Annotated in this window: 22 protein-coding genes and 1 pseudogene; 13 read left to right on the forward strand and 10 right to left on the reverse strand. The window is 65.8% G+C overall.

The annotated features are described in order from the left end of the window. The 6 genes and pseudogenes from KQ305_RS14670 to KQ305_RS14695 all read right to left on the reverse strand — a co-directional run. Positions 1 to 258: pseudogene (locus tag KQ305_RS14670) on the reverse strand (hypothetical protein); the annotation flags it as partial. A gap of 136 nt (positions 259 to 394) precedes the next feature. After that, the gene (locus KQ305_RS14675) at positions 395 to 718 is read right to left on the reverse strand and encodes a type II toxin-antitoxin system HicB family antitoxin (RefSeq protein ID WP_259726147.1); all 324 of its coding nucleotides are present in this window, start codon (positions 716 to 718) and stop codon (positions 395 to 397) included. Positions 719 to 723: 5 nt separating this feature from the next. Further along, a complete protein-coding gene (locus KQ305_RS14680) occupies positions 724 to 978 on the reverse strand; it encodes a type II toxin-antitoxin system HicA family toxin (protein WP_259726148.1) in 255 nt (84 codons plus the stop codon). Between the two features lie 41 nt (positions 979 to 1,019). Next, on the reverse strand, positions 1,020 to 1,925 hold the full coding sequence (locus tag KQ305_RS14685; protein ID WP_259726149.1) for a GNAT family N-acetyltransferase: 906 nt from the start codon (positions 1,923 to 1,925) through the stop codon (positions 1,020 to 1,022). Next, the gene (locus KQ305_RS14690; protein WP_259726150.1) at positions 1,922 to 2,323 is read right to left on the reverse strand and encodes a type II toxin-antitoxin system VapC family toxin; all 402 of its coding nucleotides are present in this window, start codon (positions 2,321 to 2,323) and stop codon (positions 1,922 to 1,924) included. The genes KQ305_RS14685 and KQ305_RS14690 overlap by 4 nt, the downstream gene beginning before the upstream one ends. Beyond that, positions 2,307 to 2,561, reverse strand: coding sequence for a type II toxin-antitoxin system Phd/YefM family antitoxin (locus KQ305_RS14695; RefSeq protein ID WP_254964418.1), 255 nt, complete (start codon positions 2,559 to 2,561; stop codon positions 2,307 to 2,309). The genes KQ305_RS14690 and KQ305_RS14695 overlap by 17 nt, the downstream gene beginning before the upstream one ends. Positions 2,562 to 2,576: 15 nt before the next feature. Here KQ305_RS14695 and KQ305_RS14700 point away from each other — a divergent pair, with 15 nt between their 5' ends. From KQ305_RS14700 to KQ305_RS14735, 8 genes are all read left to right on the forward strand, one after another. Continuing rightward, a complete protein-coding gene (locus KQ305_RS14700) occupies positions 2,577 to 3,008 on the forward strand; it encodes a tyrosine-type recombinase/integrase (protein ID WP_311134364.1) in 432 nt (143 codons plus the stop codon). 319 nt (positions 3,009 to 3,327) lie between these two features. Then, entirely contained in the window at positions 3,328 to 3,969 is a 642-nt protein-coding gene (locus tag KQ305_RS14705; RefSeq protein WP_259726151.1) for a hypothetical protein, read from the forward strand. Between the two features lie 838 nt (positions 3,970 to 4,807). Next, entirely contained in the window at positions 4,808 to 5,242 is a 435-nt protein-coding gene (locus KQ305_RS14710; RefSeq protein ID WP_259726152.1) for a cyclic nucleotide-binding domain-containing protein, read from the forward strand. A gap of 145 nt (positions 5,243 to 5,387) precedes the next feature. Next, positions 5,388 to 5,753 carry an SRPBCC domain-containing protein gene (locus KQ305_RS14715; RefSeq protein ID WP_259726153.1) on the forward strand — a complete coding sequence of 122 codons (366 nt, stop codon included), beginning with the start codon at positions 5,388 to 5,390 and terminating at the stop codon, positions 5,751 to 5,753. Positions 5,754 to 5,979: 226 nt separating this feature from the next. Next, positions 5,980 to 6,195, forward strand: a complete 216-nt coding sequence (locus KQ305_RS14720; protein WP_259726154.1) for a 4-oxalocrotonate tautomerase family protein — start codon at positions 5,980 to 5,982, stop codon at positions 6,193 to 6,195. Between the two features lie 220 nt (positions 6,196 to 6,415). After that, entirely contained in the window at positions 6,416 to 7,456 is a 1,041-nt protein-coding gene (locus KQ305_RS14725) for a gluconate 2-dehydrogenase subunit 3 family protein (protein WP_259726155.1), read from the forward strand. Between the two features lie 50 nt (positions 7,457 to 7,506). Next, positions 7,507 to 7,995 carry a GNAT family N-acetyltransferase gene (locus KQ305_RS14730; RefSeq protein WP_259726156.1) on the forward strand — a complete coding sequence of 163 codons (489 nt, stop codon included), beginning with the start codon at positions 7,507 to 7,509 and terminating at the stop codon, positions 7,993 to 7,995. Then, a complete protein-coding gene (locus tag KQ305_RS14735; protein ID WP_259726157.1) occupies positions 7,992 to 8,348 on the forward strand; it encodes a hypothetical protein in 357 nt (118 codons plus the stop codon). Before KQ305_RS14730 ends, KQ305_RS14735 begins: the two co-directional genes overlap by 4 nt. Here KQ305_RS14735 and KQ305_RS14740 read toward each other — a convergent pair. Beyond that, positions 8,326 to 8,730: a hypothetical protein gene (locus tag KQ305_RS14740; protein ID WP_259726158.1), complete on the reverse strand. Its 405-nt coding sequence runs from the start codon at positions 8,728 to 8,730 to the stop codon at positions 8,326 to 8,328. The genes KQ305_RS14735 and KQ305_RS14740 overlap by 23 nt on opposite strands. Before the next feature lie 30 nt (positions 8,731 to 8,760). Between KQ305_RS14740 and KQ305_RS14745 the strand changes: the two genes are divergently transcribed. Continuing rightward, positions 8,761 to 9,669 carry a hypothetical protein gene (locus KQ305_RS14745; protein WP_259726159.1) on the forward strand — a complete coding sequence of 303 codons (909 nt, stop codon included), beginning with the start codon at positions 8,761 to 8,763 and terminating at the stop codon, positions 9,667 to 9,669. An 82-nt stretch (positions 9,670 to 9,751) separates the two neighbouring features. Here the strand turns inward: KQ305_RS14745 and KQ305_RS14750 are convergent, their stop codons facing one another. From KQ305_RS14750 to queG, 3 genes are all read right to left on the reverse strand, one after another. Further along, the gene (locus KQ305_RS14750) at positions 9,752 to 12,220 is read right to left on the reverse strand and encodes a DNA topoisomerase (ATP-hydrolyzing) subunit A (protein WP_259726160.1); all 2,469 of its coding nucleotides are present in this window, start codon (positions 12,218 to 12,220) and stop codon (positions 9,752 to 9,754) included. A 62-nt stretch (positions 12,221 to 12,282) separates the two neighbouring features. Further along, on the reverse strand, positions 12,283 to 13,188 hold the full coding sequence (locus tag KQ305_RS14755) for a tetratricopeptide repeat protein (protein WP_259726161.1): 906 nt from the start codon (positions 13,186 to 13,188) through the stop codon (positions 12,283 to 12,285). A gap of 24 nt (positions 13,189 to 13,212) precedes the next feature. After that, a complete protein-coding gene (gene queG / locus KQ305_RS14760; RefSeq protein WP_259726162.1) occupies positions 13,213 to 14,184 on the reverse strand; it encodes a tRNA epoxyqueuosine(34) reductase QueG in 972 nt (323 codons plus the stop codon). Positions 14,185 to 14,223: 39 nt separating this feature from the next. On the opposite strand from queG, the gene KQ305_RS14765 reads away from it, so the two are divergent. From KQ305_RS14765 to ftsY, 4 genes are read left to right on the forward strand one after another with little or no spacing between them, the layout of a single operon-like run. After that, positions 14,224 to 14,874 (forward strand): HpsJ family protein, encoded by a 651-nt coding sequence (locus KQ305_RS14765; protein WP_259726163.1) that lies wholly within the window; start codon positions 14,224 to 14,226, stop codon positions 14,872 to 14,874. A 54-nt stretch (positions 14,875 to 14,928) separates the two neighbouring features. Next, positions 14,929 to 15,660 (forward strand): DUF502 domain-containing protein, encoded by a 732-nt coding sequence (locus tag KQ305_RS14770; RefSeq protein ID WP_259726164.1) that lies wholly within the window; start codon positions 14,929 to 14,931, stop codon positions 15,658 to 15,660. Then, the gene (nusB, locus tag KQ305_RS14775; RefSeq protein ID WP_259726165.1) at positions 15,660 to 16,286 is read left to right on the forward strand and encodes a transcription antitermination factor NusB; all 627 of its coding nucleotides are present in this window, start codon (positions 15,660 to 15,662) and stop codon (positions 16,284 to 16,286) included. The genes KQ305_RS14770 and nusB overlap by 1 nt, the downstream gene beginning before the upstream one ends. An 11-nt stretch (positions 16,287 to 16,297) precedes the next feature. Beyond that, positions 16,298 to 17,824, forward strand: coding sequence for a signal recognition particle-docking protein FtsY (gene ftsY / locus KQ305_RS14780; RefSeq protein ID WP_259726166.1), 1,527 nt, complete (start codon positions 16,298 to 16,300; stop codon positions 17,822 to 17,824). Positions 17,825 to 17,838 lie beyond the last annotated feature (14 nt).

The following is a 17,838-nucleotide window of genomic DNA, read 5'->3' on the forward strand; positions in this document are numbered from 1 at the left end:
CGATGGGTCCCCTACCTTCGATCCCAGGCCCCCCACCCCGGGGACCACGGCAGCCGTGATGAAGCGCTCGTTCCTCCCGTTCCCCGGCCTGGTGCTGCTGTCGCTGGCCCTGGCGGCGCCGTTGGCCACCAGCAGGTCCATGCCCGCCGGCTCCATCAGGGGGATCGGCGCCGCCCGCAGACGCCCGGCCGCCAACGGCGCCGCCAGGGCCAGCGACAGCAGCACCAGGCCGGGGAACGGGAGGAACGAGCGCTTCATCACGGCTGCCGTGGTCCCCGGGGTGGGGGGCCTGGGATCGAAGGTAGGGGACCCATCGCGGCGCTGGGGGTCAGCCGAGCTCCAGGCAGGGAACCGGTGATGGACCGTGCACTCCAATGCCTTGCTGACCACTTGTCTATGTCGTCACACTTTTCTGAAGGGCTTCCTGGGCGAGCCTATTGAGACTCTTTCCCTGTACTTCCGCAGTCATCGCTAGTTTCTTGTGAAGATCAGGCGAGATTCTTAGATTGAACCTGCCTGAAAAGTGTTTACGGGGCTCGATTCCCTGCTCCTTGCAGACCTCAAGGAAAACCTCCAAAGACTTCTTGAACTCACGGCGAAGCTCATCAGGAGTGGAGCCATAGAAGTCGGCTCCTCCAGAAAGACCAAGAATCTCCCCGCGAAACTGATCCATATCCTCGTCGTATTCAATCTTGGCTTGGTAGCCATCCATTGTCATGAGATTCATGGTGTCACTCCGTGCTCTTCAAGCCATTTACGGATCGATGCAACAGCACCCTTGTCTGTATCCGGTGATGGGTGGGGCCTGTGAAAGACCTTGACTTCACCAAACAGAACGACCGCGACGCGGCTGCCCGCTCTCTCCGTGACATCCCCACCCAGCTCTTGAAACAGGGCATCCATGTCCTTCCACGGCACATTGCCGCTCACAGGGCGGGAAAAGATCAGTTCAAGGGTGCGCTGGTGCTTCCGCTTCATTCCAAGTGGTACTGATTAACAGTACCACTTGTGGGTTGCGATCAGCCCAGCTCCAGGCAGGCCAGCCCATAGACGTCCGCCAGCGACACCGCCGGCGGCAAGCCCCGGTACATGCGCAACGTGCGGGAGGCCGGGGTGAACCCCAGCGACGCCAGCAGCGGGGCGGCGGCGGCATTGGCGCCGGGGGCATCAATCAGCACCGTGCCGGGATGGCGCTGCAGCAGGCCTTCCAGCAGGGCCCGGGCGGCGGCAGGGCTGTCGGCCACCAGGGGCCCGACGCGCCAACCGTCGCCAGCGGGCAGCAGGCAGGGCCGCACCCGGCCGAAGCCGTGGCAGGCGCCGGCCCGATCCACCAGGGCCAGCACCGTGCCGGCCGGATGCTGCAGCCACTGGCGCAGGAAGTGGGGCCGGGGCGAGGGTTCCCGCTCGGCATCGAAGCGCTGCACGGCGGCCGCCGGAATGGCGCCGCCCTCCAGCAGGCACCAGGGGGGCTCCGGCGCGGCGGTTGGCGGCGCTGGTTTTTCCCCGGCGACGAGCCGCTGCCAGCGGGTGGTGGGGGAGGCGGGCGCGAAGCCCCAGCCGGCGTAGTCGTCGATCCGGTCGGGGGCGGCCTCCAGGCCGATGCAGGGCACGTCGGCCAGGTGCTGGAGGGCGTGGCGCCACAGCTGCACCCCGTAGCCCCGGCCCCGCTGGGCCGGCACCACCAGGAACAGGCCGATGAAGCCGTAGGACGCGTTGTAACGGACCCCGGCGATGCACCCCACCAGCTCATCGCCGAGCCAGCCCACCCACAGCCCCTGGCGGTCGGTCTGGCGGTAGATGGCCACATCGCCAACGCCCGGCGCAAAACCCTCCCGCCGGGCCCAGGCGGTGATGGTGGGGATGTCGGCGCTCTGCAGGGGGCGGATCGTTAGGGGGGAGGGGCGGCTCCGGTCTGGCGTGCTCACCAGATTGTCTCCAGCTCCGGAATGGCGCGGAACTTCTCGTCGGCGCTGATCAGGGGCCGGCGGCCCTGCAGGGCGGTGGCGCCGATGAGGCGATCGGCCGGGTCAATACGTCGGAACTGGGGGCCCCGGGAGAGCAGGGCGATCTCGGCGGTGATCGGCAGCACTTCCAGCCGCAGGGCTTCGAGCAGCCGCCGCAGGTAGAGGGCCGGGGGCACGGCTTCCGGGAGGGTCAGCCGTCCGCGTTCGTGGAGCAGGGTCAGCTCCCAGAGGCTGATGTCCGCGATGGCCAGCTGGCCCTGGGCCCGCCCCTGCTCCAGAGCTGCTGCGGCGCGCCGTGACAGCCGGGCGGGCGCATGGGCCCAGAACAGCAGGACATGGGTGTCACAGATGGTCAGCATCACCGGTGCCTTCGAGATCGGCGTCGCCATCGGCGATCGGGGCGACGACATCCCCCAGGGTGACGCTGCCCCCCAGCCCCTCCAGCCAGCGGCGGGCCTCCTCGGCCGGGTCGTGTTCCGGCTCGATGCGGGCAATCACCCGGCCGTGGGAGGTGACCTGAATGGCTTCCCCGGCCTGCACGCGCTTGAGCCAGGCCGGCAGGTTCTGGCGCAGGTGGGTCACGGAGACGCGCGCCATGGAGGGCGTCTGTACATGGTGTCTGTACAGATTAGGGTGCACCAGCTGCATCAGGCTGATCTGGCGGCGGGCTGGGGCCGGGTGGTGATGCCCTACGACCTGGCGAGGAAATACCCGAAGGCGGATCGGGAGTGGGCCTGGGAGTGGGTGTTTCCCCAACAAAACCGCTGGCGAGACCGGGCCTCAGGAACCCAAGGCCGCCACCACCTCGATCCGAGCGTGGTGCAGAAGGCCGTGAAGTGGGCTATGGCCGAGGCGGGACTCACGAAGGCGGCCAGTTGCCATACCTTCCGGCACTCCTTTGCGACCCAGCTGCTGGAACGGGGCCAGGACATCCGAACGATCCAGGAACTGCTTGGACATCAGGACGTGAGCACCACCATGATCTACACCCATGTGCTGAATAGGGGGCCTCTCGGTGTCTGCAGCCCAGCGGACATGATGTAGTCATGGCTACATGTGGTTATCGGACCCGTGAACCACGGCCAAAGACTTGGCCTTCCAACTAAGATTGCTGTGCAGGAAAGGATTCTCGTCCGATGGTTCACTGGCGTCAGCTGTGGTTCACGGAAAGGGGCGCAGGAAGTTCTGTGGTTCACGGAACCTCCCAATAAAGAGTTGGGATTACGGTAATTGACTGATCACATTGTCACTTGAAATCAACCTAACCTTGCATTAATGTCAGTGCAGTGAAGAGACCCACAGCAATACCCTCATCCATAATGCAATTTCTATTGACAGCTTATCTATGTTGGGCAGTGGAGTAATGCAACAAGATGAGCCAGCCCAATCTGGTATGGTCGATATTGAGACTATCCGTTCTGAGGCACTGCGTAAGGTTGGTCGCAATGTTGTCAACTTTGCAAGACTCGAGTCTGGCCTCAAGATCTTACTCTCGTTGTGTATCTCTGGTACTCCTAAGGAGCTAAAGAGAAAGAAGCGACGCAGAATTCAAGAGAATCGCTCGAAGACCCTTGGGGAACTTGCGATGCATTTTGGTAGTTCACTGGCAAAGGGACAAGAAAACCTGGAACACATTCCAGAGAATCTAGACGACATTCACATTTCACTATCTTTTTCAGTTGGAGACGATAAGGGCAGCCGGAAGTTCCGTAAATCCCTGCTAGAACTTGTAAAAGATCGCAATAACTTGATACATCACAGGCTTGCCGAGCTCGATAGCACATCAGTAGATAGCTATAGAATGCTAATTGAGTACTTGGATGAGCAGCAAAAAAGAATAATTGAAAAGCTTGATTCGATTAGGATTTTACTTGATCTTCTTGATCGGGCCTGCAGCGTGTTTGTTAGCGATCCTCAGGGCCAGCTGTCTAAATTCTCATTGACTTACGATTCGTCTGAAGCCCAACAACAAGATCCACCTGACCCGCCAGCAATGTCTCAGTAGTTTTACCAATGCGATGCTTGCGGGCAGGTGATCTTGAGCGTTAGCCACAGTAATCGGCTGGGCGAGATGGCTTGGATGTGGACCCAATGTGCTTTCTTTGGCCGCGGAGAGGGGAGCAGGGGCGAAGCTAGACAAACTTAGAAACCCAAGAGGAGTTCGCATCTCACGACCTTTGCTTGAGGCGGCTAAGGAATTTGCAGGCGGCGGGATTCTGGATGACGTCACCTCAACACGCATTGATAACTAGGAACGGAGATGATGGTTAGAGTCCCAATCGTCTGGGATGGAATCCATCTGTTCCTCTAAAACCAGTTCGAGGTCAGGAAGTTAGGTAGGTACGGTCATGCGTCGTGGCCTCTCCTGATGTGCTGATGGCTCACCTGATCAACCCCTTGTCGCGCCATTGATTACAGATTGCCTGCTCAAGTAAATCAGAGTTTGGTGCAGCTTTGAATGTAATGCTGTTCACGTCGTGCACGATCAGCTGTGAACCGTGGATCGCGAACGGTTGGTGAAGCCATTGAGAGTCCTTACGGACGAAACTCGGCTTGATGGAAGGCAGTGCATCTGGAACGGCCTGGAGGCCAGCAAGGGGCTCGAGCGAGTACAGATCACGATCCCGCATGTGCGGGCTTCCGACTTGATTACTCCAGTTGAGCCCGGGTTCCCAAAAACCTTGGCTGTGTCAGCTCGTGGGTGCCTCGGGGTGAGGAGCGCTGAGGTGACTGTGGGTGATCCTCCCTCATTGTTGGTGACATACTTTAAATCTTTGCGTAGGCCGGATACCATTGACCTCGGTCTGTTCCGTCATCAGGCCATCCTTCTCCAAGAGAGAGCCATGACCAGCGCGGCCACACATGACAAGATCCAGCGGCTCAGGGGAGCCAGTATCTTCGCCTCCACCCCCACCACCGTGTTGGTCGCTCTGGCTGATGCCGTGGAAGAAGTGCAGCTTGCCCCCAACCAGCAGCTGTTCGCCAAGGGGGATTTCGGCACCTCTATGTACGTGATCGTGGCCGGCTTGGTACGGGTACACATCGGCGACCAGACTGTGGTCGAACTCGCCGACGGCGAGATCGTGGGTGAGCTGGCCGCTCTCGACCCGGAACCCCGCTCAGCCTCAGTGAGCGCAATCGATCCGACAACGCTCTACCGGATCGAGCAGTCAACCCTGCAGAGCCTGATGACCGATCACCCTGAGATCATGCAGGGGATCATCAAAGCACTCGCCCATCGGCTGCGTGAATCCACCGCTCTCTACGGATTCACCTGATGAATCTCCTACAGGCAATGTGTAGCGGCGGCCTGGCTAGTAAGCTCCTTGAGTAAACAGACCACTAAATCCCCTGATCACGTCCAATACTTCTTGCCTGCCACTCAGGGTCAGCGTTAGATGTACGTAACAACCAAGGAGAATCATGCGAATCAAGATTGAAGTCCACGTTGCTGCTCCCATCGAAGAAGTGTGGAAAGCGTGGACCTCACCTGCTGACATTCAAAAGTGGAATGCGGCTTCGGATGACTGGCATTGCCCAAATGCAGAGATCGACCTGAGCCCCGGTGGAAAGTTCTCTTACCGCATGGAGGCCAAAGACGGCAGCATGGGCTTTGATCTTAAAGGTACCATTACGAAAATAGTCCCCTACGAACTCATCGAATTCGCTTTAGAAGACGAGCGGCAAGTAGCAGTTGAGTTCGTTGAGAGTAATGAGTCGGTGACTGTTCGGGAGAGCTTCGATGCTGAATCAACAAATTCTTGTGAGCAACAGCGGCAGGGTTGGTAGGCTATTTTAGACAGGTTTGCTCGCCACGTCGAGGCTAAGCAGGTCAGTTGAGGACTAGCTCATGGCACCTATCACCGCATCTAACACCCAGATTCAGAAGGTGGGAGTTGTGGATTTCGCCAATCACCAGCAGCACTTGCCCGCTTCTGATGTGGAGCCTTTGATGGACCCAACCCTCAGCCAGAAAATCCGGCATACAGTCAACCAAGGTATAATCTGAAAGTTCATGCCTTATGTCAATGTGCAGATCACCAAGGGTGCCACTCGCGATCAAAAGGCACGACTCGTGAAGGATATTACTGACTCTCTTGTGTCCGTCCTAGGGAAGAAGCCCGAACACACGCATGTCGTCATTCAGGAGATTGCTGAAGAAGACTGGGGATTCTCAGGGTTGCTGACTGACGAATGGAAGAAGGCACAGGGTAGGACAGGTGCCGCCTAGCATCAAGATTCAGCGGACGGGGCCAACGGCGCCTGCTTAGGCCTTGGGCTACTACTCGTTGGTGATCTTGAGCGTTAGCTGCCAGCATTGATCTGTCTTCTCATCCGATGATGAAGGCCGTAACGAATAGATTTCTGGTGAATGGTCCATGCACTGGTCATCAGTGGATTCCATCCAGCCTCAGTTGAAGACGATCAGGCGTCGGCATCGGCCTGGGTCATTGTTTCTTGTTCTGGTCGTCTCCTGGTTCGCGGCTCTTGGGTCTTCCAGTCCCTCCCACAGCCAGCCCAGGGAGGGCCGCGCCGCGCTCAGCGAGGCGGAAGAGGAGGTCAATTGCCAGCGGGTTTCGCAGATCGTCACCGCCAATTCCGCTCCCGTCCAGGAGGCCCTGGAACGATTGGCACGGCAGCGCTATGGACGGGCCTTCTCCGAACTCAGCCCTGAGCAGCTGATGGCCCTGGCCATGGCGGCGAATGTGGAAGGTCGGCCGATGACGGCGGCCCAGCGACAGATGGAGGAACGCTGTGCGGCCCACCAGCAACGGGGGATGGCCAAGGCATCCGCCGCTACCGGTCTTCGCTCCCTCTTCAGCGCCCAGGGGTTTCTGGATCGCTGGGGCCGGGAGCGCCTGGCGGGATTGGGTTGTGATTGCCCGGGCTTCCGCCCCGCTGCAGAGGACGTGGAGCAGCGCTGCGAAACCAGGGCCGTTTGCCCCGGCCAGCAGGGCGGTCCGCGGGTTCCCGATCCGGAGCGGGGCTGCCGCAGCATCGGGGCGTCGGCCTGGATCCGGCAGCAGTTGCCCGACTTCTACCGAGTCCTTGGCCTGTCGTCGCAGAACGAACAGGTGCGCGATGTGATCGCCGCCCGCGATCAGGTGGACCCGCCATCGGCCTGCGGCCCCCTTCCAGCCCCGAGCGCATCCCCGCCCACCGTCGTTGCCCTCTCGGGTTCCAGCGCCCGGCCATCGCCCCCCGGCTCCACCGCCCCGGCGGCGATCGCGGCGGCCGCGGCCTGCTTCGCCAGCCCGACGGCGGCCACTTGCCAGGAGGCCCTGGTGCGGGGCGATGGGCTGGTGGTGGCCGCCCATCGGGCCAGGCGCGACAAGTGCTTGGGGTACGCGCTCTCGGCCCGCACCCTCTGGGCGCTGGGGGCCGATCCGCGCTTCACCGACCTGCTGATCCGCTTCCCGGAGGCGACGCGCCTCCGCAATGAGGCCCGCATCGCCCTGCGCTACCTGCGCGCCGATTGCCAAGGGATCTGACGCCTACGCTCATGGTTGCACTGGATCTCTATCCGTTGTGGAGAGGTTGTGTGAACGAACCGCCCTTGACGGTGCGCCGAGCGACGGACACAGACCTGACGGTGCTGGCTCGCTTTGGCTTCGCCCTCGCACGGCTGCATGTCGGCTTTGATGGGGAACGCTTCGCCGTGCCGCCGGGTGGCGAGGGCGCCTATGCGGCGTTCTTTCAAACGGAGCTCCAACGCCCGGAGGTCGTGCTGCTGATCGCTGAGGCCGGCTCCAAACCCGTGGGCTATGCGTTCGTGCGGATGGAGCCGATGAGCCTGGTGGACATCCGCCGTGCTGGAGCCTGGCTTCACGACATCTACGTCGATCCCCAGGCCAGGAGCGGCGGGATCGGCCGCCGGCTGCTTGAGGCGGCCAAGGAAGCGGCCCTCGCCCTGGGCTCCAGCAGCCTGATGCTCAGTGCCTCGCCGCACAATGCCGCCGCCCGTCAGCTGTTTGAGCGCGCCGGACTGCGCCCGACCATGGTCGAGATGCGGATCGAACTGGGGGCGTGAAACAGGAGTTCCCCCTCACCGACGACGCCGAGATCGAACGGCTGGTCCGCGATTTCGAAGCCCTGACGCTTCCGCGTGCCAACTGGACGCATCGTGCCCATCTGGCTGTCGGGGTCTATTACGTTCGCCACTGGGGCCTGGATGGCGCCCTGCAGCGGATGCGGGAGCGCATCCAGGCTTACAACCTTGCCTGCGGCGACCCGGCCGGTTACAGCGAGACGGTCACCGCCACCTATCTCCGAAGCATTGCTGCCGACATCAGCCGCGACGACCGCACGGTCACCATGGCCGAACAGGTCGCGCGGCTGGAGCGACGTTGCCTTCTGAACGTCAGGCGTCCGGCGCCGTCGTGAGCAGCGGCAGCAGTTCCCGCATCGCATCCCCAACCTTCAGCTCCAGCGTCACGCCGAACACCCGGGCCTCGCCCGCCTGCAGGTCCAGCAGGGCGTCGTCGTGCTCCAGATGCGCAGGCCGATCGGGCCCATGGCGACCCGCTGGAAGGGCCGCAGACTCTCGAGCCGCAGCAGCAGCACCCGCCCGGTGCTCTTGGAACGCCGCCTCGATCTCAGCGCTGAGCCGCTCGTTCTCGGCTGCCCGCTTTCCCGGCGCCTCCCGCCGCTGCCGCCAGTCGGAAACATTCCTTCTCCCTCCTGAGCTCTCGGTTCTCCTTGCTGCAGGGAGGGAACGTTCCGCTCTGCGCTTCGAGCCGCCCTTCCGGTGCTCGATCGGACCCATCGTGCAGGGGCCAACGGATTAGCTTCAGGCGTGAAGGCCGACTTAAGGATGGAGCCAGCAACCTATCTCCAGATCAATGCCCGGCGTTCCCATCCCTTTCTTTTTAGCCTGACAGGCCGCGGCTTCTATTCCGAGATCAATGCACTACTGAATGCCATCCTGTTCGGATTGGTCACCCGGCGCAGGCTGTGCGTGGACGAGTCGGTCTTCGCCGGCGGCCACCTGCGCTGGTCGGATCTGTATCGTTCGGATCTGCCTTGGGCGAGCGGTGATCCGGAGGAGGTCGCCGATCCTCGCTGGCGGAGCATAGGGGTGGAAAGCACCGGCTTCTGGACGGTTCATCGGTTGGTCGGCCGCTGGCATCGCTACCGACGCTTCTTCCTCTCGCGCTCGTTCGGTTTCCATGCCAACGTTTTCGACGCCAAGCGTCATCTGGCCCGCCAGTTCTGCCAAGCCATCGTGCCGCAGGCAGAGCCAGCCTCCCTGGCCTCTCCCTATGCCGCCATCCATGTGCGACGCGGAGATAAGGTGAAGGGATACATGTTGGGCGGAAACCTTCGCATCGAGGGGGAGGATGTGCCCCTGACCGACTACCTCACCATCCTCCGCCACCGGGCGCCGCAGCTGAAGAACCTGTTCGTCATGACCGACGATCATCAGGTCCTCGACGATCTGCGCGCCCTTGATCCTGGTCTCACGGTCTCCTCCCTCTGCCAGCCGCTGGAGCAGGGCTACGAGCAGACGGATTTCGATGCCATGGAAGGGCTGGCGAAGACCATCGCCGTCAGACGTCTGCTGGCCGAGGTGGACATCGCCTGCCGCTCCCGGATCTTCATCGGCTGCTACAAGTCCAACGTGTCGCGCTACATCGCGCTGGCCCATGATCATCCCCGCTATTGTCACAGCGCCGATGCCATGAAGCGCTGGCATCCCCGCTGAATTTCCGGCCTGACGGCCGCCTCGGAGTCCCCCGGACGCCCGCTCCCGGGGCCGGCGCCCTTCGCCTCGTTCGCCGCGCGGCTCAGCCCGCGTCGATCAGCGGCACCAGCTGCTGCACCACATCGCCGGGCTTCAGCGCCAGCAACGTGCCCGAGCCGCCGCAGTCCTCCGGCGCCAGCTGGTCGGCCTTCAGCCGCAGGCTGCGGCTGTCGCTGCCCTCCAGCGTCACGCCGATCACCCGGGCGTCGCCCGCCTGCAGGTCCACCAGGCCGTCGTCCCGCTCCAGGAAGCGCAGGCCGATCTGGCCCATGGCGCCCCGCTGGCAGGGGCGCAGGCTCTCGAGTTGCAGCCGCTTCACCTGGCCGCGGCGGCTGGCCAGCAGCACATCGCCGCCTGCTGCGGCCCGGGCCGCCCCCACCACCCGTTCGCCGGGCAGCAGGCGCAGCAGCATCGGCCCCTGGGCGGTGCGTCCCAGCACCGGCAGGTTGGCGTCGTTGATCGCCAGCCGCAGCACCCGCCCCGTGCTGGTGGCCACCACCAGATCCTCCCCCTCCAGGCAGGGCACCACCCGCTGCAGCGCCACCCCCTCCTTCAGCTTCAGCACGGTGGCGGGCCGGCCCGACAGCTCCAGGAAATCCCCGATCGGCAGCCGCTTGAAGCGTCCATCGGTGCTCAGCAGCCCCAGGCTGCCGCTGGCCGGCTGCGGCAACGGCAACACCTGCACCACCATCTCCCCCTGCAGGCTGTCGGGCAGGAAGCGCTCCAGCTTGCCGGGGTGCTGGCCGGCGAACTCCCAGCGCAGCAGCGCCACCTTGCCGCCGGCACTGAACGCCAGCAGGGCCGGCTGCTCGGCCACCGGCAGGATCAGCCTGGCCGGCGGCGGCAGCTCCCCCAGTTCGGCGGCGTCATCGAGGTGCAGCCGCCCCAGCACCTGGGGGGTCACGATCCGCACGGCGCCGTCGGTCTGGATCAGCAGCCGGCCGTCACCGGCCAGGGCCCCGAAGGCCTGCTGCCGCTGCAGTTCGGTGTTGGGCCGCACCGCCGCGGCCCGCTGGGCCACCAGGGCGTCGCCGCCCTCCACCAGGCGGGTGCGGCGGGGCGTGGCATAGCGCTTCTTCAGCCCTTTGAGCTCGCTCACCATCGTGTCGAGCAGGGTGTCGCGGTCGTCGCGCAGGTGCCGCAGCCGGGTGCGTTCCTGCTCCAGCTCCGCCGCCTCCTTGCGCAGCCCCTCCTGCTCCAGGCCCGTGAGCCGCCGTAGCGGCATGGCCAGCACCGCATCGGCCTGCCGCTCGCTCAGGTCCAGGTGCACCTGCAGGCTCGCCCGGGCCGTGGCGGCATCCCGTGCCTCGCTGATCATCTCGATCACCCGTTTGAGGTCGTCGAGGGCCTTGGTCAGCCCCTGAACCACCTCCAGCCGGTCTTCGCAGCGCTTGAGCGCATGGTTGGTCCGCCGCAGGATCGTCAGCTCCCGGTACTCCAGGAACCGCAGCAGCAGCTGGCGCAGGTTCAGCTGCTGGGGCTGACCGTTCACCAGCGTCAGCAGGATGGCGCCGAAATTGCTCTGCAGCGCCGTGCGGCGCTGCAATTCCTCCAGCACCTTCTGGGGTTCGGCGTCGCGCCGCAGCTCGATCACCACCCGCATCCCGTCGCGGTCGCTCTCGTCGCGGATGTCGGCGATGCCGCCGATCTTGCCGTCGTTGACCTGCTCCGCCAGCTTTTCGATCCAGCCCGCCTTGCTCAGCTGGTACGGCAGTTCCGTCACCACCACGGCACCGCGGCGGTGGCGCCCCTTGCCCGGTTGCACCTCCTCGATGTGGGCCACGCCCCGCATCGGGATGCTGCCGCGCCCGGTGACGTAGGTGTCGCGCACCCCGCTGCCGAGCAGCACCTCCCCGCCAGTGGGGAAATCCGGGCCCGGCACCATCGCCAGCAGCTTCTCCTCCGCCAGGTCGGGCTTGCGGATCAGGGCGATCAGGGCCTCCACCACCTCGCCCAGGTTGTGGGGGGGGATGCTGGTGGCCATGCCCACGGCGATGCCGGTGCAGCCGTTGAGCAGCAGGAAGGGCAGCTGGGCCGGCAGCACTGTCGGCTCCTGCTGGGAGCCATCGAAGTTGGAGGCGAAATCGACCGTGTCGCTGCCGATCTCATCGAGCATCGCCTCGTTGGCGATCGGCGCCAGCCGGGTTTCCGTGTACCGCATCGCGGCTGGCGGATCGTCGTCCACCGAGCCGAAGTTGCCGTGGCCATCCAGCAGCGGGTGGCGGCTGGCGAAGGTCTGGACCAGTCGCACCAGGGCGTCATACACCGCCTGGTCACCGTGGGGGTGGTACTTGCCCAGCACATCGCCCACCACCCGGGCGCACTTGCGGTACGGCCGGTCCGGGGTCAGCCCCAGCTCGTGCATGGCGAACAGGATGCGGCGCTGCACCGGCTTGAGCCCGTCGCGCACGTCCGGCAGGGCCCGTCCCACGATCACGCTCATCGCGTACTCGAGGTAGGAGCGCTGCATCTCCTGATGCAGGGCGATCGGTTGGACGCGCTCGTCCTGCATCCGGTCCTGGGGGTCTGCGGCTCAGGGCGCTCAGCCTACAGATGGTGCCCGTGGCAACCAGCTCAGGAGTCGCCGCCGCTGCTGCCGTTGCCGTCACCGGCGGTGGCATTGGCCTGGGCCCGCTCCACCGCGGCCTTCAGCTCCGGCAGGGCCAGCAGCTGGGCGGTCACCGCCCGCAGCCGCGGCCCCCACAGTTGCTCCTTCTGGAAGCTGTCCTTGACGTAGTTGGGTTCCTCCGCCAGGGCGGTTTCGGCCAGCTTCAGGGCCTGGGCCCTCTCCGCAGGTCCGCGCTCGAACAGGGCCGCTGCCAGGGCCAGGGAGGTTTCGGCGATGTCCGGCTTGATCTTCAGCACCTGTTGCCAGCGGCCGAGGGCGTCGGCGGTGCGGCCGCTCTCGAACAGCACCAGCCCCTGGTTGTTGATCGCCTCCCAGAAGTCCTTGCGCAGCCCCGAGGCCTTCTCGAACGACCCCAGGGCCGCGTCGGTGTTGCCCAGCAGGATCTGGGCATTGCCCAGGTCGAAGTAGGCCCCGGCGTTTTTGCCGTCCAGTTCAATCCCTTTGCGCAGCAGGCCGATGGCGTCCTGGGGCTTGCCGTTGCGCAGGGCCAGGGAACCTTCGGCGAACCAGATGCCGGCGTTGTTGGGATCCAGCTGCTTGGCCCGGGTCAGGGCCACCATGGCCTTGTCCATCTGGTTGCTGCGCAGCTCCGCCTCCGCCAGCAGCACCCAGCCGCGGGGGTCATCCGGCAGCAGTCGCACGGTCAGCTCCGCCAGCCGGGCGGCATCTTCGGCTTGGCCGAGGCGCAGCAGACGTGCCGCCGCCTGGGCGATGCCCAGGCCCGCCCCCTCCAGTTCCTTTTCCTTGGGCAGGTACACGAAAGGCACCAGCGCCTTGGCCGGTGTGGGGAGCACCGTCAGTGGCAAGGCCAGGCAGAGGGAGGAAAACAGTCGCCAGAACCGCCGGCCCAAGGAATCACCCCGAATTTCACCAGCCTAGGGAGCCGTCCCCCGTTGTCCCCAACCGCCGGCCAGAGCTGCCCGGATGTTGCGCCGCCACATCGCCGGCCGGATCCGCCTCAGGGCCGAGGCCCGCAGCCGCTCGTCCCAGTCGCCGTCGCTCCAGCCGAGGGCCTCCTCGCCGCGCAGATCCAGCAGCCACGGGCGCGGCTGCACGTCCACGTCGCTGGCGACGGGCAGGGCCTGGTGGTTCCAGGGGCAGACCTCCTGGCAGATGTCGCAGCCGGCCACCCAGCCCTTCAGCCGCCCGGCGATCGGCGCCGGCAGCGCGTCGTCGCGGTTTTCGATCGTGTGATAAGCCAGGCAGCGGCGGGCATCCACCACGAACGGCTCGTCGATGGCGCCGGTGGGGCAGGCGTCGATGCAGGCGGTGCAGGCGCCGCAAAGGGGTTCGGCCGGGCGGTCGGGCGGCAGGTCGAGGCTGGTGAGCAGGTGGCCCAGCAGCATCCAGGAGCCACGGCGGCGATGGATCAGGTTGGCGTTCTTGCCGATCCAGCCCAGGCCCGCCTCCTCCGCCCAGGCCTTGTCGAGCAGGGGCGCACTGTCGACGCAGGCCCGCCAGCGGGTGCCCGGCGCGGCCTCCTCGAGCCAGCGCCCCAGCTGCCGCAGGCGCCCATCGATCACCCGGTGGTAGTCGCGCCCCCAGCCGTAGCGGGCCACCCGCAGGCTCCCCGGCGTCTGCTCCTGGGCCACGTGGTAGTTCCAGCCCACGGCCAGCACGCTCCGCACCCCCGGCAGCAGCGCCTCGATCCGCTGGCGGCGCGGGTCGTTCATCCATCCCATCCCCGCCTGGTGCCCCGCCGCCAGCCAGCGCTCCAGGGCGGCGCTGCGCAGCGGCAGTCGGGGCCCCCCCGGCACCGCCGCCAGGCCCACCGGCGCGAAGCCCAGCGCCTCGGCCCGGGCACGCAGCGCCGCCGCCAGCGCGCTAAGGGAGCTGGGAGCGTTCAAGGGCAGCCGGTAGAGTCCCACGAATCCGACCCCCCCTGAGTGGCTGCCGTTTCCTCCTCCCGTTTCAGCCCGCTGTTGCGCTGGATGGGCCTCACCCTGGTGGTGTTGCTCGTCCTGCAGCTGGTCGCCGTCCTCAGCCTCTGGGACTGGCAGGAGGAGGCCTTCCGCCAGCTGGTGGTGGAGCGACTGATCAGCCAGGCCCCCATGGGTCTGATCGGTCTGCTGCTCATGTACCTCTCCTCCCGCCTGGAAGACCAGTCGGAGGGGCGCACGCCCGTCCTCTGGACGGTCTGCATCATCAGTGGTCTGCTGGCTGTTCTGCTGACCGCGTCGCTGCCGATCACCTTCGGCGGTGACCAGCAGATGCAGCAGCAGAACGACCAGCAGATCGCCGCCAAGCGCGGTCAGCTCGAAATGGCCCGCCAGCAGAGCAAGGACCCCGCCCTGCTCCAGCAGCTGATCCGCCAGGCCGAAGCCACCGGCCAGGTACCTCCCGGCGCCACCGACGCCCAGAAGACCCAGTCGGCCCGGGCCTTCATCGATCGCCAGCTCGATCAGCTTGAAACCCAGTTCAAGCAGACCGAGCAGACCGGCAAGGTCACCCTCAGCCAGCGTCGCTATGGCGGATCGCTTGGAGCGGTGGTGCTGATCATCGCTTTCACCATCCTTTGCCTCGGCAGTGTCCTGTAGGACCCCCGTGGATCGTTACCGTTAGGGTTTCGCCCCTACGGACCCCTTCTCCCATTGGTCCCATCCAGTAGTCCCAGTTCCGACCAGCCCCTGGGCAACCGGCTGCAGCAGGATCTCAAGAACGATCTGATCGCCGGCCTGCTGGTGGTCATTCCGCTGGCCACCACGATCTGGCTTGCCACAACGGTGAGCCGCTTCGTGCTGGCGTTCCTCACCTCGATCCCCAAGCAGTTCAACCCGTTCAATACCCTCAACCCGCTCCTCCAGGACCTGATCAACCTGGGGGTGGGGCTGCTGGTGCCGCTGCTGGGCATCCTGTTGATCGGTCTGATGGCCCGCAACATCGTCGGCCGGTGGCTGCTGGAGTTCGGTGAGGGCACCCTGCTGCGCATCCCCCTGGCGGGCTCCGTCTACAAGACCCTCAAGCAACTGCTGGAAACCTTCCTGCAGGGCAACTCCAGCCGCTTCCGGCGGGTGGTGCTGGTGGAGTACCCCCGCGAAGGGCTCTACGCCGTGGGCTTCGTCACCGGCGTGCTGGGCACCGCCATCCAGTCCGATTTCGGGGAAAAGATGCTCAGCGTTTTCATTCCCACTGCCCCCAACCCCACCACGGGTTGGTACGCGGTGGTGCCGGAGCGCCTGGTGAAGGATCTGGAGCTGAGCGTCGAGGATGCCTTCCGCACGATCATCTCCGCCGGCATCGTCAGCCCCGACGAGCGGGAACCCAACTCCAACCGCAGCTTCGCCAGCCTCCTGGCCCAGCTGCGTGCCCCCCAAACCTCCTGATGAAGAGTCGCACCCTTGCCCGTGAACTGGCTCTGCTGATGCTGGGTCAGGTGAGCGATCGCGGCACCGGAGCCGAGGCCCCCACCGGCTCTTTCGATGTGCTGCTGCAGCAGGCCGTCACCACCCTCAGCCAGCATGTGCGGGAGGCCCTCGACCGTTCCGCCGAGGATCTGCAGCAGGCCCAGCAGCGGCTGCTCGACAGCGAGCTGCAGGACCAGGGCGAGAAACAGCTGCCCACGGTGCGCCGCCACCTGCAGGAGGGCCTGGGCCATGCCGAGCAGGCCCTCAATCGCCTCTCGGCCAGCCTGGAGCTGCCGCGACTGCTGCTGCTGGCCGACCAGGACGCCGTGCGGCTCGATGCCATCGCCCGCGCCAAGGCGGTCCTGCGTGACCGGGAGGGCCTCGACAGCCGCATCGATGCGGTGATGGAAGGCTGGCGCCTCACCCGCCTGCCCCGGGTCGACCGCGACATCCTGCGGCTGGCGGTGGTGGACCTCGAGGACTTCGCCACGCCCCCCGCCGTGGCCTGCAACGAGGCGGTGGAACTGGCCAACCGCTACAGCGACGACCAGGGGCGACGCATGATCAACGGTGTGCTGCGGCGCTTCACCGCCGCCCGGGTGTAGGCAGGAACGCGATGGTCTTCGATTGGTTCAAACGGACGCTGGCCCAGCCCGCCCCGGAGTCCGAACCGCTGCCCGAACCGCTGCCCGAGCCCCAGGCTGAGCCCGACCCCGAAGCGGCGGCTCCCGCTGAGGCTCCGGTGGCCCCGATAGAACCTGTGGCGGAACCCGTGGCGGCGCCCGCGCCTGCAGCGTCCCCTGCCCCTTCCGCCGCCGCCGCCGCCGTCGCCGCCGTCGATGAGGACGCCCTGGCCTGGGCGCGCCAGGCCTATGCCCGTCTCAAGGCCCAGCAGGAGGCGGCCAGCCCGGTGGTCGCCGCGGTCGAAACCGAGCCTGAGCCCGAGCCCGAGCCGGCACCAACCCCCGAGCCCGAACCCCCCGCCGCCGCCCCCGTGGCCACGGGCCTGTCCCTGCTGGAGCAGGCCGCCGCCCAGCGCCAGCAGCGTCTCCAGGAGATCACTGCCCCCGCCGTGCCCGTGCCGGCAGCGGTCGCGGCCACTCCCCCCGCCGATGCCGACGACCCCAGCCTGGGCGCTTTCGATGCCACCTTCACCTGGTCGGCGGACGTGCTGGCGGCCCAGGGGCGTCGCGTTGAGGAGGTGTCCCTCGAGGAGATCGACTGGCTGGGCCGGCTGCGCCAAGGCCTCGAGAAAACCCGCAAGGGCTTCGTCACCCAGCTGCTGGAGAACCTCGGCGACGATCCCCTCACCCCGGCGGTGCTCGACGATCTCGAGTCCACTCTGCTGCGCGCTGATGTGGGCGTGAAGGCCACCGACCAGGTGCTCGAAGCCCTGCGCCGTCGCCTCAACGAAGAAGTGGTGGATCCTGCCGAAGGCCTGCGCTTCCTCAAGGAGCAGTTGCGCGGCCTGCTGGATGCCCCCATCCGCGCCGGTGACACCGCCGTGCTGGCACCCCAGCGCGACAGGCTCAACGTGTGGCTGCTGGTCGGGGTGAACGGGGTCGGCAAGACCACGACCCTCGGCAAGCTGGCCAACCTGGCGGTGCGCAGCGGCTACAGCTGCCTGATTGCCGCCGCCGATACCTTCCGGGCCGCAGCCGTGCAGCAGGTGAGCGTCTGGGGCGAGCGCAGCGGCGTGGCGGTGGTGGCCAACCCCAGCGCCAATGCCGATCCGGCGGCCGTCGTCTACGACGCCATCGGCGCCGCCCGCTCCAAGGGCACCGAGCTGGTGCTGGTGGACACGGCCGGCCGGCTGCAGACCAAGCACAACCTGATGGAGGAACTGGGCAAGGTGCGGCGCACCATCACCAAGCTGGCGCCGGAGGCAGTGGTGGAGTCGCTGCTGGTGCTCGATGCCAGCCAGGGCCAGAACGGCCTGCGCCAGGCCATGGCCTTCGCCAGTGCCGCCGGCCTCACTGGGGTTGTGCTCACCAAGCTCGACGGCAGTGCCCGCGGCGGCGTCGCCCTGGCGGTGGCCTCTGAGGCGGGGCTGCCGATCCGCTTCATCGGAGCCGGCGAGGGCATCCGCGACCTGCGGCCCTTCAACAGCTTCGAGTTCGTCGAAGCGCTGCTGGCCTCCTGAGTCCCGCCTGCCGC

Origin of the sequence: Synechococcus sp. CS-1332 (genome assembly GCF_025127995.1) — a bacterium.
Classification (GTDB): Bacteria; Cyanobacteriota; Cyanobacteriia; order PCC-6307; family Cyanobiaceae; genus Cyanobium.